Raw genomic sequence first — 15660 nt, 5'->3', positions numbered from 1 at the left:
AGTGTACCTCCGGCTAATGAAAAGGCAACTAAGAATCCATGTCTTAACTGTTAAATTTATAAAAAATGTGTCCTGTAACTAGGTTGGTCAGATTTGCCCTCCAGAAATAAAAAACACCAATAAGCAATACGCTTATTGGTGTTTTTTTATAATCTTTTTATACAAATGATTAACGTTGAGTTGAAGCCACTGCTTCGCCACAAATCATCATCAGTTGATCACGCATCCAGATGTGACCTTTGTCTTTTTCACTAGACTCATGCCAGCTTAGGAATCCGCTGATACGTTTATTTGCCAGAGGGAAACTTAGAATCTTAAGCTGCTCGTTGTGTGGCAAGTTTTCAACCAGCCAGCGAGGTGCCACAGTCACTAATTCTGACTGGCTAACAACATAAAGGATGTTGCTAAGGCTAGTACCTTTGTAAGCAGCCTGTATATCGATATCGCGATATGCTTGCTCAGAGAAGCTACGCATGCCGTGCATCTTAGAAAGCTTCGCATGTTTTTCTGCTAGCAGTTCTTTTTCAGAAATAGTATCACCGATGCGAGGATGGCTTGTTGAAGCCACAACAACAAGCTCGTCGCTGAAGATTTCAGTGCTTGAGAAGCCAGGTTGCTCAAAACGTGCGTAATCAACAACAAAATCCACTTCCTGATAACGCATCTTTTCAGATAGATTCAGGTCAAAATCTGCATCCACATGTAACTGGATACTTGGCGCTTTTTCACCGATTCCCGCAAGAATTTTAGGTGCAAATCTCACATCACACGGGCTGCAAATCGCAAGCTTAAACATGCGACTTGAAGTTTCCGGAGTGAAGATCGAAGAAGGTAGTTCATTACGGACAAGCTGTAGCGCCTGACGGATAGGACCAAACAATTGGCGAGCACGCTGTGTTGGCTGGATACCACGACCATGACGCATGAACAACTCGTCATTGAACATAACTTTCAGACGAGATACAGCGTTGCTAACTGCTGGTTGTGACATACCAAGGTTATGAGCTGCTCTTGTAATGTTCTGCTCTTGCATTACTGCGTCAAAAACAGTTAGTAGGTTTAGGTCTACTCCGCGAAGTGTCGATTCCATTCGATAAGCTGTCGCTGCACTATTCAATTCATTTTTATTCAACATTGATGCGCCTCGTGTCATCTTTAAACTAGGACATAAATTACGGTAGGAGGACAACGATAATCTCAGGATCCTCCTCCTGAGTTATGGTCTTTTGTCCAATTATGTGTGACTAAAAGTCACGGAATAGAAACCTGTATTGATTATATTATTTGTCCGACAAATTTTTCGGCTTGGGGCTACTATCCACGAACCAGATAGCAACATCAATTAGTTTTACAAATAATTAGTATGTTTTAGTTAAAAAACAAAAAAGACCATATAAAACATGACATTAACATTAAATATAAAAAAATATAAATGGCAATTTTATATGTTTATATAGACACTCATAAGCATTATATATATGTAGGATAATTATGAGCATTTTCGATATGTTTTTGCCGAATTATTTGTAGTAGGTTTTAACGTAAAAAGCTGTCCAATTAGACAGCTTTTTACAGTGATACTTAATCGCTACTTATAGATCGAACATCAATCGTGAATTACTGCGTGGCTCGGGAAATCAACTTTATCCCACAGTGATTTCCACAAACCTTCTTGAACTTCCCAATCACCTTCAAGTAGCCAATCGGCAATATGACCTGCTACATCAGGATAATTTACACTCTCTGTATCCTGTTCATCCAACCATGTCCTCACCGCTGTTGGATCCAAATGGTCCATCGAATTCGCCAGCCCTAACGTCTCTAATGTAGCAACATTGCTTTCTTGCTCAAACTGACCCGATAAAGGTTTTAACAGCAGCTTTTTTCCAAGTATCAAAGACTCCGAAGGAAGTTCGAATCCACCATTAGCAATAACGCCCTGGCACTTGTGTAAGTCACGTTGAAAATTACTATGCGATAGCGGTTTAAGGTGAATATTTTCCATTACCTGCTCGTCATTAATATCGGGGTGATAGCAGATGAACTTTTGATTCATGAACCTTAGTAATAATGCGGTAATATCTTCCGCGCTTTCAAATGGCAGATAAACCAAAACAAAAGCCTCCTTTGCTACATTATGGTGATGGTTGGTGTGTACAATTGGCGGCAGAATCGGCTGTCCAAAGTGATACCAGTGCAAACCAATCAGAAAGTCTGCCGGCGCAAAGTTTTTGATAATACTCTGATCAAGCCAGCTTTCTCCTTTTTTGGGAACATCAAAACGGAAAGCGTTTTGATGGCTAATACCAATGCAAGGCACTTTCTGCAACTTTGCAGCCCATGCGGAAATGGGCTCGAAGTCATTAACCACAAGATCATAAGCGGATAAATCAAGTTCTTTAACTTCTTTGTGCAATTTCAGAATGTTGTTGTTAAAAGCTGTTTTGACGTAATTGATCCTTCCTTGCTCAGTAACAAAAGTCAGACCTTGGCGAGTCTGATAGTCACCAAAAGCTTCCATCGAAAAGTATTTTGATTCCTCCCGACCGCTAAAAAGGAAATCTACATCGACATTACGCTCTTTCAGTGCATAAGCCATCGCTCTCGCACGAGCACTATGACCGTTACCGGTGCCCTGGACGCCATAAAGTATCTTCAAAATTTGTTACACTCCGATAAGAGATATTGCAGCGGTTGCGCTACCAATACCAAGGGCTGCACCAATAACCACATCCGTCAGAAAATGAACACCTAACAGTATTCTGGCGGCGCCAATCAAAGTAGCCCAGATAACCACTCCTGAATAAACTTCCGGATAAAAATGTCCGATTAGAGTAGCCATTACAAAAGCAGCAGCGGTATGACCTGATGGCAAGCTGTATCTGTCAGAAGGAGTAATAAAAGAGTTTAATTTGGCAGATAGCTCTTCTGGTCGACGTCGGCGAAAACTATTCTTGGTTACCCAGTAAATTGGTAGTTCAATAGCAAACGCGGCAAGACCTGTAACTAAAAACAAGCTCCCAAAAACGGGCTCCATCCACCAGGCGAGCAAACCGATAACAACATAAAGGTGACCGTCGCCAGTATGTGAGATTGCTTTACTTACGCGAGCAACGTGATTGTTGAACTTGTGTGACAGGCAAAATAGCGAAAATGCTAAATCAATTTTGGCAATAGGCTCTATTCGCATCATAGACTCCTTACTAGAGGTTCCAATCTCCCTCAAATCTAGGGTATTCAAATGACAGCAAGGTGACGCTCTTTTTTATAATTGATTACAGTTTCATCTAATTTTAATGAACTAAGCCCTTTTCAAGGGCAATCTTTACAAGCCCAGCGGTTGAGGTTACACCTAGCTTTTTCTTGATGCGAAGCCTGTGAGTTTCTACAGTACGGACGCTAATATGCAAAGAATTGGCTATATCTTTGTTGCAATAGCCATTCACTATAGCTTTAAGCACATCCGACTCTCTCTTAGAAAGCGTTTCATCCTTCTGTTTTGGCTCTTCATTAAACTGTTCGAGCAACTTATCCGATGCCTGAGAGCTAAGATACGAACGCCCCTGAGCCACCTGATTGATTGCCATTACAAGCTCATCAGAACCCACATCTTTTAAAACATAACCTTTTGCTCCGGATTTCATAGAACGAACAACATACTCTTTGGTATCGTGCATAGAAAGCATAACCACTGACGTCTCCGAACCTTCTGATTTCAGCTTCTCCAATACCTCAATGCCATTTAATCCAGGCATATTGATATCAAGAAGCAACACATCAGGCTTCAGTTCTTGAGTGGCTTCATAAGCTTCTGTCCCAGTCCCGACACACTTTATAATCTGGAAATTGTCTTCTCGTTCTAGTCTGGACTTTAACCCATCCTGCATAAGGCGATGATCATCCGCCAAAATCAAGCTAATCATATAAACTCCATATTCAGACTGACCCGCACTTCTGTGCCCTCTCCTGGTGTGCTGGCAACCTTAAAGTCACCACCAATGGCCTGGATTCTTTCTCGCATATTCTGCAACCCCATATGCTCCAACAACGGAGTACGTCCTTTCTTTGTTTTGAGTAAGTTTGGAGATATACCTCTTCCGTCATCACTCACTGTTAGAATAATCATATGACCTTCACGCTGTAAAATCACATCCACTCCCTGAGCTTCAGCGTGTTTTTCTACGTTATGCAGAGACTCCTGAACCACCCTGTATAACGTAGTTTCTACCTCTGGTAGCATTTCGATATCATCAATGTCATGTTCAAAAATGAGCTCCAGATCGGTTCTGCTTCTCAACTCATTGATATAAGCCTCGATACCAGCAACTAAACCAAGATCATCTAACTGAGGTGGTCGAAGATCTCTTGAGATCCTCCTGAGCTCCACAATAGCGTGCTCCATTGCGCTTTTGCTCGCCGTAAGCTCCTGCTCTTTTTTAGCGTCATCTTTTTCCTGGGCCAAGTTATCAAGGCGATACTTAGCCGCCACCAATAGTTGGTTAACGCCGTCATGAAGCTCTCTGGAAACCCGCTTTCTCTCATTTTCCTGAGAATCGATAATCTGTTGATTTAATAGACTAAGTTGTTGGTTTGCCAACCTTCTCACATTTAAGTTCAGTGATGCTCCTAGGCCTGCTATGACAGAGACTGCGATAAACACCACCACAAACAGAGCGGAGGAACTTTTACCCACGTTTTCATCGAAGCCACTCTGCATATGTAGCATCTGTCGTTCGACATCATCCAGATAAATACCGGTTCCCACCATCCACTGCCACTTATCTAGTGATACTGCATAACTAAGCTTAGGTAGCGGCTCTTGCTTAGAAGGTTTATGCCAGAAATAATCAACAAATCCCCCTCCCTCACGGGAAACCCGAACCAACTCCTGAATCAACTTCTTGCCATGGAAATCTTCCACTTCCCACCAGTTTTTTCCAACCCTCTCTTTCTGGTAAGGAAGCACCAGAGAATCCCCTTCCCAGGTGTACGCAAAGAAGTATCCATCACTGCCATATGTGAGCGCGCTCAACTTTTCTGCAACTAATCGCTTCGCTTCTCGCTCATCCAGCTCTGAACTATCGTAATAAGGCGTGATGCTTTTTACTGCCAGTTCGACGTACTGTTTCAACTCCTGTTTTTTCGCCGCCATGATGTTGCTTCTGGTTATATGAACCTCATCAGCCACCAGCTGTTTTGCCTGACTAAACAATATGCTAGCAACAATAGTAACCACCAGAACCAGAGGAACTATCGAAAGCAAAATAATGTTAATTTTTAACTTTCTATTACTGATAAAACTCATAATTCCACCGCTATAACATCAAACAAAAGTACGTAGTAATACGGACAAGACATCGTAAAAACTGCACAAAATACCGACAAAATTTGCGCATTTATCCCAATAGAGCCATAGAAACAACCATTCTAAACTTAAGCTCAAATGTAACATCACATTAACAATAATTACCACACGATGTTCACATTTAAAACGTAAATCAAGGATATTCCTGATAAGGAGAACGAAATGAATTTCAAGAAAGTCGCCCTCGCTACCACTATTGCTCTAGCATCAACGGGATTTGCTGTAAGTGCAAACGCAGCCGGCAAAATTTTGCTCAAAACCCCGGTTGCATTCGGAACCCACCTTCCTGCACTTGGCACACCTATCAAATGGTATGCAGACCATATTACAGCCACTTCCGGTGGTACCATTAAGATGAAGATTTACGAGCCAGGCAAGTTAGTAAACCCTGCAGAAATTCTTGATGCCGTATCAACGGGTAAAGTGAACTCCGGTTATGCAACTGCCGGTTACTGGCAAGGCAAACTTCCAGCTTCAGCACTATTTTCTGCTGTACCTTTTGGACCTGAGGCTGGTGAATACATGGCGTGGTTATATTTCGGCAATGGCCTGAAGCTTTATCAGGAGATGTACGACCAGGGCGGCTACAACGTGAAAGTTCTGCCTTGCGCCATCATTTCTCCGGAAACATCTGGCTGGTTTAAAAAACCAATTGAGAAACCTGAAGACCTGAAAGGTTTGAACATGCGCTTCTTTGGCCTTGGTGCATCAGTTATGGAGAAGCTAGGAGTTGGTACCGTGCAGCTACCTGGGGGCGAGATCTTTGGTGCTCTGGAAAAAGGTGCAATCGACGCTTCTGAATTTTCTCAGCCAGCTATCGACCAACGTTTAGGCTTCCATAAAGTGGTGAAGTACAACTATTTCCCTGGCTGGCATCAACAATCAACCGTCTTTGAACTGCTGATTAACAAAGACACCTGGAACAAGATGGATGAAGCGCAGCAAAGCGCTGTTGAAACAACCTGTATGGCAACCATGACTTATTCCATTGCAGAAGGTGAAGCTATGCAGTTTAGCGTCATGCAGAAAGCGAAAGAAAATGGCGTAGAGATCCGTTACTGGAACGATGAAATGCTTAACTTGTTCGAGACGACCTGGATGGAGGTGGTCGATGAGAAGACATCTTCAGATCCGTTCTTTAATAAAGTCTGGAAAGACCTGAGTGAGTTCCGAAAAGGCTATGAGCTTTGGGAAGCCAACGCATTCCTACCTCGCGCCACCCGTCAATAATTAAATAGCTAACCAATGTCAGCCCCACTGTCCTCCCCCAGGGGCTGGCATTTTTTAGGAGGAGTCCATGAACAAGGTTGTATCTTCACCTCCCTCAGTTCCTTTCTATCTTCGTATAGAGAACTTAATTACCGCAGTCAGCAAGGTTTTTGCCTGGACGAATTTGGCACTGGTGGCTGTTATTATCATTCAGGTCATCTTGCGAAAAGTTTTTTCCAACGGGCAGATCGCTCTGGAAGAGTTGCAATGGCACCTTTATGCAACTGCGGTAATGTTTGGTACCGCGTATGCTCAGATATCAAATCTTCATGTGCGAGTTGACCTCTTTTATCACACTTTTAGCGCGAAAAAGCAGGCCATTATCGACCTGATTGGAATCCTGTTTCTCGCCGCGCCTTTTGTCATCATCGTCATTCTTCACTCTTATGATTTTGCTTACGAATCATGGCGCGTAAACGAAAGTTCTTCATCACCATCCGGGCTTCCATTTCGCTGGTTGATAAAGAGCGTTATTCCCGTGAGTTTTGCCTTGCTGTTGCTATCGCTGCTGGCACGAGTACTCAGAAACCTGGAAACCATTACAAAAGGAGCATCTCATGGAAGCTAATGAATGGATTGTTATCGCCATGTTTGGCTCTTTTATCCTGCTGCTGTTTACCGGTATTCCGGTAGCCTATGTGCTTGGCGGAATCGGCGTAATATTTGCTGCTGTTGGTTACTATGCTGATATCTATCTTGATACGTTTACCGGGCTTGATTACACCAGTCTTGGCTTGGTGGTAAACCGGATCTTTAAGATCATGGACAACTGGATTCTGGTTGCCCTTCCTATGTTTATCTTTATGGGAAACATGCTTGATAAGTCTGGTATTGCAGAAAAGCTAATGGCATCAATGCAGGCTTTATTCGGTAAGGTTCATGGTGGTCTGGCCGTAACTGTTATGGCTATCGGGATTATTCTGGCTGCCTCCACGGGCATTATCGGTGCATCTGTTGTCTTGCTTACTGTTATGTCTCTGCCAACCATGATGCGTCAGGGATACCACCTACCATTAGCATTAGGGACCGTTGCATCAGCAGGTACGTTAGGTATTCTTCTTCCGCCTTCCATAATGCTAGTTATCATGGCGGATCAGCTAGGTCTGTCCGTTGGTGACCTGTTTATGGGGGCGATTTTGCCTGGTTTACTACTGGGTTCACTATATATTGCTTACATCTTGATTGTCGGCAAGCTGAACCCTGAAAACGCACCGATTCCAGATGATGTAAAGCCTGTCGACTGGAGCCTGATCTTTCAGGTATTCAAAGATATTACCCCAACAGTGATCCTCATCTTCGTGGTTCTTGGTTCAATCTTTGCGGGTATTGCTACACCAACCGAAGCTTCTGGTATTGGTGCAATGGGTGCGACTATGCTTGCAGCCTACAACCGTAAATTGAATCTCAAGGTATTAAAAGAAGTATTACTCACCTCATATGGCACGACAGCTTATATCTTTATGATCTTCCTAGGTGCTTCCTGTTTCGCTTTGGTGTTACGAGAATTGGGAGGAGATGAGCTTATAGAGTCATTCTTGAGCGGGCTACCGTTTGGGCCATATGGAATTATCGCTTTTATACTGTTTATCGTATTCTTGCTTGGCTTCTTCCTGGACTGGATTGAAATTACCTTGATAGCACTACCCCTTCTTGCACCTGTGGTAAGCAGCTTAGGTATAGAGTTAGACGGTCATGGCGTGGTAGATAACCCAAGCCTGGTATGGTTCGTAATGTTGGTGGCAATGGCTCTGCAAACGAGCTTCCTGACTCCACCCGTCGGCTTTGCTCTCTTCTACCTGAAAGGAGTTTGCCCGGAAGGCGTTGCGTTGAAAGATATATATAGAGGGGTTATTCCTTTTATCATCATCCAGCTAATCGCACTGGTATGTCTGATAGCCTGGCCACAACTGGTACTCTGGTTCCCAAGTGTAGCTTACGGATAATAACGAGTTAAGGAGGGCTAAGCCCTCCTTAACTCACGCATAGATTTATTACTCCCCATCCCACTCTTCTACATGTTTATGGACAAGCCCCCAGTCAGCTAATATTGCGTAAGCTGAAGGGATCATAAACAGCACCAACAGAGTCGAAGCGAAGATACCAAACACAATAGAGATAACCAGTGGCTGAATAACCTGAGCCTGCAAACTTGTTTCCGCCAGTAGCGGTAACAAGCCAGCCGCAGTTGTCATAGAAGTCAGGAATACCGCACGAAAACGCTCCCGACTCGCCTTCACTACTGAGTCGTGTACGTTATCTCCTTCATCAACATGATGCCGGATATACTGCACCAGAAGTATCGAGTCATTAACCACCACCCCTGCCAGTGACACAAAACCCATCATGCTTGGCATACTTAAAGAGTGCCCTAACAAGAAGTGTCCCCAGATAACGCCAATAAATGCCAGAGGAATAGCTAACATAACCACAAATGGTTCCAGATAGCTCCTAAACTGGAAGCTAAGAATCATATAGACGCCAAACAGCCCAAGCAGAAAGCCTTTCTGCATTGATGATGAAGTATCTGCGCTATCTTTTGCCTGCCCCTCAAAGTCAAACTTTAAGCCTGGATACTTCTTAGTTAACTCCGGCGCTTTTTCATTGCGAAACTTATTTATGACCTCGGTAGAGCTGACTATTTTGTTATCAACATCACCAAAAATACTGATCGTTCGAACGCCTTCGATTCGGTTGATACGAACGTAATTTCTCTGGAAGTCGAAACTCGCAACGGTAGCGAGTGGGATCTGCACCCCATCAGGCATCATGATTGGGAAGTTAGCAAGCTCCCGAAGATCTCCCGCTTCGGTTTTTTCTAGCTTAACTTCGATCTTAATGTTTTCGACGCCAACCTGAATTTCATCTGCAGTCTGACCGTAGAATGCTGCACGCAACTGGCTTGCAATCATCTGACCATTAACACCGTATGTTTCAGCGCCAGGGCGAAGTTTAATTAGTATTTCCTCCTTACCCATACGCATATCATCCATTACACCGTGAATACCAGCAAATTTATTGAGGTAAAGCTGAACTTCTGTTGCAGCGGCTTTAAGTTCCGTTAAGTCGTCATGTCGGGCACGAATTTCAATATCCCGACCACCAGGTCCCATTGTTGGTTGCTTGAATACTAGTGAAATTGGTAACGCCAACTCCCCAACGTCTTCACGCCATGCATCGACAAAATCATCGATAACTGTATTTCGGCTTTCAGCCCCCAATAAATCAAGTCTTACCGTAGCAAGGTGAGGACCAGATTCATCGGCATCGGCATTCGCATTAAAATTACTTGTAATATGCTCAATTAAGTTCGTACCACCTTCCACTTCTGCAGACCACTTTTCATTCAGTCGCTCAGCCGAAGCGACAATATGGTCGACCACCATTTCAGTCTGGCTTAAAGAAGAGCCCGGAGGAAGAATGATTCTGGCTTCCGCTATGTCACCATCCAATTCAGGGAACGGCACAAACTTAACTGCGCCACCAACTATCAGAGCAACAGAGCTCAAGAGGATCGTGAACACCAGACCAATAAAGGCGTATCGATACTTAACCACTCTATCTACAGCGGTAACCAGTTTAGTATTACGAAAGTGTTCAAATCCATCCAGAAGCTTCTTCTTTAGCTTCATTGGTTCTCTCTCTTTTTTCGCCTTATGTAGCGAATGAGAAAGGTGATTGGGAAGGATAAGGAACGCTTCAATCAAGCTGAGCGAAAGTACCAGTATCAACACCTGAGGTACTACTTTGAGCACAGCCCCCATCTGACCTTCAAGGAACATTAAGCTACCGAAGATACAAACTGTGGTCAGGAAAGATGAGATAACGCCGGGAAGCACTTTCTTGACTCCCTTGATAACCGCATCATCTACCTTGTGCCCCCTATCGATATGAGCAGCAATGGATTCGGCAATAACAATGGCGTCATCCATCATGATACCGATAGCCATTAGCAGGCCTACAAGGCTCATAATGTTAATGGAAAGCCCTAGGTTCGCCATCAAAAACATACCACCGAGGAAAGCTACGGGCAGACCTGCTGCGACCCAAAACGAATACCTGAAACTAAAGAATAACCACATGGTTGCGAATACCAGAATGATACCCTGCCAGCCATTTCTTACCATCATGGTTAAGCGATCCCACAACACTGAAGAGAGATCATTTGTCATCTCCATTTTCACCCCATCGGGGGCAATGGCACGCTGATCCTCCAGAAACTGCACCACCTGATCTTTAACTCTTAATGCATCATCGGCTTTGTTTTTACTAATTTTCAACACCGCCGATGGTTTACCATCAAACAGTACCTTCTGCTCATCCAGTTCAAATCTGTCGGTGATGGTTGCGATATCTTTTAAGCGAATGACAGATCCATTTTTGCCAGAACCAACGACAATATCCTCTAGAGCTTCTGGCGTTATACGGCGCTCATCAAAGCGAATCAGAAAGTTTTTATCCGGCGTTTCTACATTACCACTAGGCAACTTAATGTTTTGTTTGCCAATTTGATTAGCGATATCGCTGATACTCAGACCAAGTTGTCGCATCGCCAGTGTATTTAATTCAATAAGATACTGATGGTCGGAAAATCCACTCACATCAACAAGAGATACGCCATAATCTAGCTTTAAGGTTCGTTTTAGTTGCTCAGCATAGGCTTTGAGTTCTGGCCAGGATAGATCTGCCGTAATAGCAATATCGACCACAGGTTCATTCATATCCAATTCCTGAACAACAGGAGATTCAATCTCGTCTGGGAAGTCCTGAATCGCATCTATCTGGGTCTGCACATCAATCAACATGCGTCCCATATCGGCATTATCATCTAGTTTTAGCACCAAACGAGCAGAGCCTTCTATCGCTTCGCAACGGGTTTCCTCAATGTTAGACAAACCATCCACGGCATCTTCAAGGCGAACACAGAGGCTTTCTTCAACTTCAAGTGGTGACGCACCGGGATAAGTAATACCAGCCATGATGTATGGCGGGTCAAACTCTGGAAAGGTTTCACGCTTTAGCGTTGGCAGTGCCGATAGCCCCACCACAAACAGAGCCAACATCATCAGATTGGCTGCTGTAGGGTGTTTAGCAAAGAAGCGAATCATACTGCATCCCCCTCTGCACTCGTATCAGCGCCATCTCTTAATTGCATGCCTTCTATTGCAGGCAATAAATCGTTAAGAATCAGTTTATCACCCGGGTTAATTGCCCCCTTGATAACCACCATGTTGTCTCTGCGGAACAAAACTTCTACTTCAAGAATCTTCAGTTTTTGCTCTTCATTCATTAGGTAGATTCTTGAGCCATGCAGAGCTCGCTCTGGAATAACCCAGTGCGATTTAGAAAACCCTTCAATACGAGCCTTAACAAACATACCGTTTACCAGAGGCGTTGCGCTTTCGGGGGTAAGATTATTGTAATCCTGCTCAATCTCCAGAATGACACCCGCTGTCGCCTGATTGGCATCGACCGTGTCGCTTATTCTGGCGACTTTAGCTGGCCAGCTAGCTTTCAAGTTTCCACTGGAGAGTTCTATCGTTGCATTAATGTTGCTTAGTTCAGGGCTAATAATGCCTTCTGCATTTTTAGCAAATGTTTCTAAGCTGGCACCCAACATCTGCATATCGTGAATAGAGAGCTGGGCGTCCACTTCCATCACATCAGTGCGGTGTGCTTCTACCATGGTTTGTTGAAGGTTAACGACCTGATTTTCTTCGACACTTACTTCGGAAATTCTCATCTGCTGTGGAAGTACGATCGTCGTCTTCTCCAGAGAACGCTGAGCCTCAGACACTTTAGAACTATTTACTGCAACCTGAGCTTCGGACACTTTTCTTTCATCAGGGAAAAGTGACAGCTGATTTTCCAGTTCCTGAACCAGTTTTTGCTGGGAAAGATACGATTGTTGCTGTTGATCAACATCGGACTGAGAGGTAAGGCCTCTACCTTTTAAGTTTTGTTTTCTTTCCAGCTCCTTCTTGCTAATCGTTAAGCGGTTCTTCTCTATCTGAAGAGTGTTACGGGTATTTTTCTCTTCAAGGTTTAGCTTCGCTAACTGAGTTTTACTGGAGTTAAGATCGGCATTCGCCTGCGCTAACTTAAGTTCATAATCCAGCGGATCAATTCTTAAAATTTCAGTCCCTGCAGGCAATACGCGCCCCTTTTCTAGCGCCGGATTTCGGTAGATAACCTTTCCAGAAACTTCTGCAATCGCTTTCCAGTCGAATTTAGGTGCGACCTTGCCATAACCGATAGCAATTGGAGCGATATCTTGCTGCTCCATCACTTGTGTATCCACCAATCTTGCACGATCAGTAGCAGGCTTTGCCGGAAGGTCTGGTTTGGTTTTTATAGCTATCACCAATATTGCAATTCCAATAGCTAATACAGGAAAGAAGAGCAGGCTTCGTTTAATTTTCATTGTTGTCTCCAGAAATTGTGTTCATTTCAGTAGCCTGAAATCCGTGTGCGAATACTTTGAGATTGTGTTCTAGAAGCTCGTCTAAAAATTCCTGATTCAGTTCGATACCATGAACCTTCATCATGGAAGGAGGAGCGAGAAATGGAAAAACCATCATGCTCATAAAGGTAATTCGGCAAAGCTTAGGATCCATATCCGGACGTATTTCATTCTTCTCCGCCAATTTTTTTCAATTGGCGATGAAACCTCACTAAATATTTTTTCCAATAACTTTCGCTGAACATCTGACGGAGGCATATTCATAATTTGTGCAATAAGTCGGGGAAATTGTGGCGTTTTTCCCATAGTTTGGTAGTAAGCTTTCATTATTTCACCCAACCCTTTATGGGTGTCATCTTCAGAAAACTGCCTCAGCTGTTTCACTACAGGCTTCATTGTTTCCCGAATCATTGCCTCAAACAGGCCTTCTTTGTTGCCAAAGTAATAACGAATCATTGCCGCATTAACGTTCGCTTTCTGCGCTATCATTCGGGTCGAAACTTTGTCGTACGGGAGTGTTACAAACAGCTCTCTTGAGCACGAGATTAGCGACTCCCTTGCGTCGGTCTTTTCATTGGGTCTACCCGCTTTTCTTACCATCAATACCTCAGAATTAATCAACTGGTTAATTATAGTTGCTCTGATCTATTTCCTACAGATGATTAATTAATCGATATTTAACCAAGTGATTAATTAAGTTCAATATCGTCAATTCCCCAGTGATTTGAATAAAAAATCAACTTTGTGCTTGACGCATGTGGGTGAGTGCGGTACTAATTGAACATCAATTTGTGGAATGACTAATTAATCAAAAAATGACAATACGTTTTTCATCACTCCTGAACCTCCTCCTTATCGTGAAAACTTCGCGCGGGTAGGTTGTGGACGAAAAACACCACAAAAGAATTTACGAAACCCGCTTAACGCGGGTTTTTTTATACCTAAATAAACTAAAGCAAACACAGCAACAACTGACATCAGACAAGAAAAGGAAGCAATCATGAACGATCAGGTCATTATTTTCGACACCACATTGCGTGATGGCGAACAGGCACTATCAGCAAGTTTGACGGTAAAAGAAAAACTGCAGATCGCATATGCTCTCGAACGTCTTGGCGTTGATGTTATCGAAGCAGGCTTTCCGGTATCCTCACCAGGTGACTTTGAGTCGGTACAGACAATTGCAAAACATATTAAAGATAGCCGTATCTGCGCTTTGTCTCGAGCTGTTGCCAAAGATATTGATGTTGCAGCGGAGTCGTTGAAAGTAGCCGAAGCATTTCGAATTCACACCTTCATCTCGACTTCAACCATCCATGTTCAGGATAAGCTACGCCGTAGCTATGATGATGTTATCGAAATGGGTGTACAGGCTGTTAAGCGCGCGCGTAACTATACCGATGATGTTGAATTTTCATGCGAAGATGCAGGTCGAACGCCAATCGACAACCTATGCCGTATGGTAGAAGCAGCTATTAATGCTGGCGCAACGACGGTCAATATTCCTGATACTGTGGGTTACACCATTCCAAGTGAATTCGGTGGAATAATCGAGCAATTGTTTAATCGGGTTCCGAATATCGACAAAGCGATAATATCTGTTCACTGTCATGATGACCTTGGTATGTCGGTTGCAAACTCTATAGCAGCGGTTCAGGCAGGTGCTCGTCAGGTAGAAGGTACGATTAACGGCATCGGTGAGCGTGCTGGTAACTGTTCTCTTGAAGAAGTGGCAATGATCATCAAGACGCGCTCTGAGTTTATGGGCGTGAACACAGGCCTTAAGCATGATGAAATTCACCGTACCAGTAAGCTGGTGAGTCAGCTATGTAATATGCCAGTTCAGGCAAACAAAGCGATTGTAGGTGCTAATGCATTCAGTCACTCTTCTGGCATCCACCAGGACGGCATGTTGAAAAACAAGAATACCTACGAGATTATGACTCCTGAGTCTATCGGTCTTCAAAATCAGGTTCTTAACCTAACCAGTCGTTCTGGTCGCGCTGCAGTGAAGAGTCATATGGACAGAATGGGTTATAAAGAGGAAGAGTACGATTTGGATACTCTGTATACTGAGTTCCTGAAGCTTGCCGACCGTAAAGGGCAAGTATTTGACTACGACCTAGAATCACTAATGTTCTTCGCAAATCTGCGTGAAGAAGATGACTACTACAAACTAAACTACTTTAGCTCACAAGCAGGTAGCGTTATGGCTACAACAACCATCAAGTTACAGTGCGGTGAAACAGAGAAATGCGAAGCGGCTGTAGGTAACGGTCCGGTTGATGCGCTGTACCAGGCAATCTATCGTTTGACTGGTTACGATATCGTTCTTGATAAGTTCGACCTAACCGCAAAAGGTGAAGGTGAAGATGGACTTGGTCAGGCTGATATTATCGCCAACTATAAAGGGCGAAAATACCATGGAACAGGTATCTCAACCGATATCATCGAAGCTTCAGGTCGAGCACTTTTACATGTAATTAATAGCATCCACCGTGCAGACAAGATTGCTGAGATTAAGCAAGCAAAACAAGAAGTACAAACCGTTTAACCATTTAACTGT

General features: G+C 43.6%; 11 protein-coding genes and 1 pseudogene. 4 read left to right on the top strand and 8 right to left on the bottom strand.

The window, feature by feature from the left end:
- Window positions 1-169 precede the first annotated feature (169 nt).
- The 5 genes from leuO to P7F88_RS13620 all read right to left on the bottom strand — a co-directional run bounded on the left by leuO (window position 170) and on the right by P7F88_RS13620 (window position 5305).
- A complete protein-coding gene (leuO, locus tag P7F88_RS13640; protein WP_277825546.1) occupies window positions 170-1135 on the bottom strand; it encodes a transcriptional regulator LeuO in 966 nt (321 codons plus the stop codon).
- A gap of 471 nt (window positions 1136-1606) precedes the next feature.
- Complete coding sequence (locus tag P7F88_RS13635) at window positions 1607-2659, bottom strand: MJ1255/VC2487 family glycosyltransferase (RefSeq protein WP_277825544.1); 1053 nt, start codon at window positions 2657-2659, stop codon at window positions 1607-1609.
- 6 nt (window positions 2660-2665) lie between these two features.
- Window positions 2666-3193, bottom strand: coding sequence for a phosphatase PAP2 family protein (locus P7F88_RS13630; protein WP_277825540.1), 528 nt, complete (start codon window positions 3191-3193; stop codon window positions 2666-2668).
- A gap of 100 nt (window positions 3194-3293) precedes the next feature.
- Window positions 3294-3923, bottom strand: a complete 630-nt coding sequence (locus tag P7F88_RS13625) for a response regulator (RefSeq protein WP_277825538.1) — start codon at window positions 3921-3923, stop codon at window positions 3294-3296.
- A complete protein-coding gene (locus tag P7F88_RS13620) occupies window positions 3920-5305 on the bottom strand; it encodes a cache domain-containing protein (protein ID WP_277825536.1) in 1386 nt (461 codons plus the stop codon). Before P7F88_RS13620 ends, P7F88_RS13625 begins: the two co-directional genes overlap by 4 nt.
- Window positions 5306-5527: 222 nt before the next feature.
- Here P7F88_RS13620 and P7F88_RS13615 point away from each other — a divergent pair, with 222 nt between their 5' ends.
- The 3 genes from P7F88_RS13615 (at window position 5528) to P7F88_RS13605 (ending at window position 8577) form a co-directional block, all read left to right on the top strand.
- The gene (locus P7F88_RS13615) at window positions 5528-6595 is read left to right on the top strand and encodes a TRAP transporter substrate-binding protein (protein WP_277825534.1); all 1068 of its coding nucleotides are present in this window, start codon (window positions 5528-5530) and stop codon (window positions 6593-6595) included.
- A 67-nt stretch (window positions 6596-6662) separates the two neighbouring features.
- Window positions 6663-7202: a TRAP transporter small permease subunit gene (locus tag P7F88_RS13610; RefSeq protein WP_277825532.1), complete on the top strand. Its 540-nt coding sequence runs from the start codon at window positions 6663-6665 to the stop codon at window positions 7200-7202.
- Window positions 7192-8577: a TRAP transporter large permease gene (locus P7F88_RS13605; RefSeq protein WP_277825530.1), complete on the top strand. Its 1386-nt coding sequence runs from the start codon at window positions 7192-7194 to the stop codon at window positions 8575-8577. Before P7F88_RS13610 ends, P7F88_RS13605 begins: the two co-directional genes overlap by 11 nt.
- A gap of 48 nt (window positions 8578-8625) precedes the next feature.
- On the opposite strand, the gene P7F88_RS13600 is transcribed toward P7F88_RS13605, so the two are convergent.
- The 3 genes and pseudogenes from P7F88_RS13600 to P7F88_RS13590 all read right to left on the bottom strand — a co-directional run bounded on the left by P7F88_RS13600 (window position 8626) and on the right by P7F88_RS13590 (window position 13697).
- Entirely contained in the window at window positions 8626-11739 is a 3114-nt protein-coding gene (locus P7F88_RS13600; RefSeq protein WP_277825528.1) for an efflux RND transporter permease subunit, read from the bottom strand.
- Window positions 11736-13055, bottom strand: coding sequence for an efflux RND transporter periplasmic adaptor subunit (locus P7F88_RS13595; protein WP_277825526.1), 1320 nt, complete (start codon window positions 13053-13055; stop codon window positions 11736-11738). The genes P7F88_RS13600 and P7F88_RS13595 overlap by 4 nt, the downstream gene beginning before the upstream one ends.
- Window positions 13045-13697: pseudogene (locus tag P7F88_RS13590) on the bottom strand (TetR/AcrR family transcriptional regulator). The gene P7F88_RS13595 and the pseudogene P7F88_RS13590 overlap by 11 nt, the downstream one beginning before the upstream one ends.
- Before the next feature lie 397 nt (window positions 13698-14094).
- Between P7F88_RS13590 and leuA the strand changes: the two are divergent.
- Entirely contained in the window at window positions 14095-15648 is a 1554-nt protein-coding gene (gene leuA / locus P7F88_RS13585; protein ID WP_277825524.1) for a 2-isopropylmalate synthase, read from the top strand.
- Window positions 15649-15660: the final 12 nt, after the last annotated feature.

It is taken from the genome of Vibrio hannami, from assembly GCF_029589055.1.
Taxonomy (GTDB): Bacteria; Pseudomonadota; Gammaproteobacteria; order Enterobacterales; family Vibrionaceae; genus Vibrio; species Vibrio hannami.
The sequence above is the reverse complement of the archived record's forward strand: the minus strand, read 5'-3'. Positions and strand labels throughout refer to the sequence as shown.

Excerpts from the sequence above, each read along its gene's own strand:
- leuO (WP_277825546.1), bottom strand. The coding sequence starts at position 1,135 with ATGTTGAATAAAAATGAATTGAATAGTGCAGCGACAGCTTATCGAATG.
- P7F88_RS13630 (WP_277825540.1), bottom strand. The coding sequence starts at position 3,193 with ATGATGCGAATAGAGCCTATTGCCAAAATTGATTTAGCATTTTCGCTA.
- P7F88_RS13625 (WP_277825538.1), bottom strand. The coding sequence starts at position 3,923 with ATGATTAGCTTGATTTTGGCGGATGATCATCGCCTTATGCAGGATGGG.
- P7F88_RS13620 (WP_277825536.1), bottom strand. The coding sequence starts at position 5,305 with ATGAGTTTTATCAGTAATAGAAAGTTAAAAATTAACATTATTTTGCTT.
- P7F88_RS13615 (WP_277825534.1), top strand. The coding sequence starts at position 5,528 with ATGAATTTCAAGAAAGTCGCCCTCGCTACCACTATTGCTCTAGCATCA.
- P7F88_RS13610 (WP_277825532.1), top strand. The coding sequence starts at position 6,663 with ATGAACAAGGTTGTATCTTCACCTCCCTCAGTTCCTTTCTATCTTCGT.
- P7F88_RS13605 (WP_277825530.1), top strand. The coding sequence starts at position 7,192 with ATGGAAGCTAATGAATGGATTGTTATCGCCATGTTTGGCTCTTTTATC.
- P7F88_RS13600 (WP_277825528.1), bottom strand. The coding sequence starts at position 11,739 with ATGATTCGCTTCTTTGCTAAACACCCTACAGCAGCCAATCTGATGATG.
- P7F88_RS13595 (WP_277825526.1), bottom strand. The coding sequence starts at position 13,055 with ATGAAAATTAAACGAAGCCTGCTCTTCTTTCCTGTATTAGCTATTGGA.
- leuA (WP_277825524.1), top strand. The coding sequence starts at position 14,095 with ATGAACGATCAGGTCATTATTTTCGACACCACATTGCGTGATGGCGAA.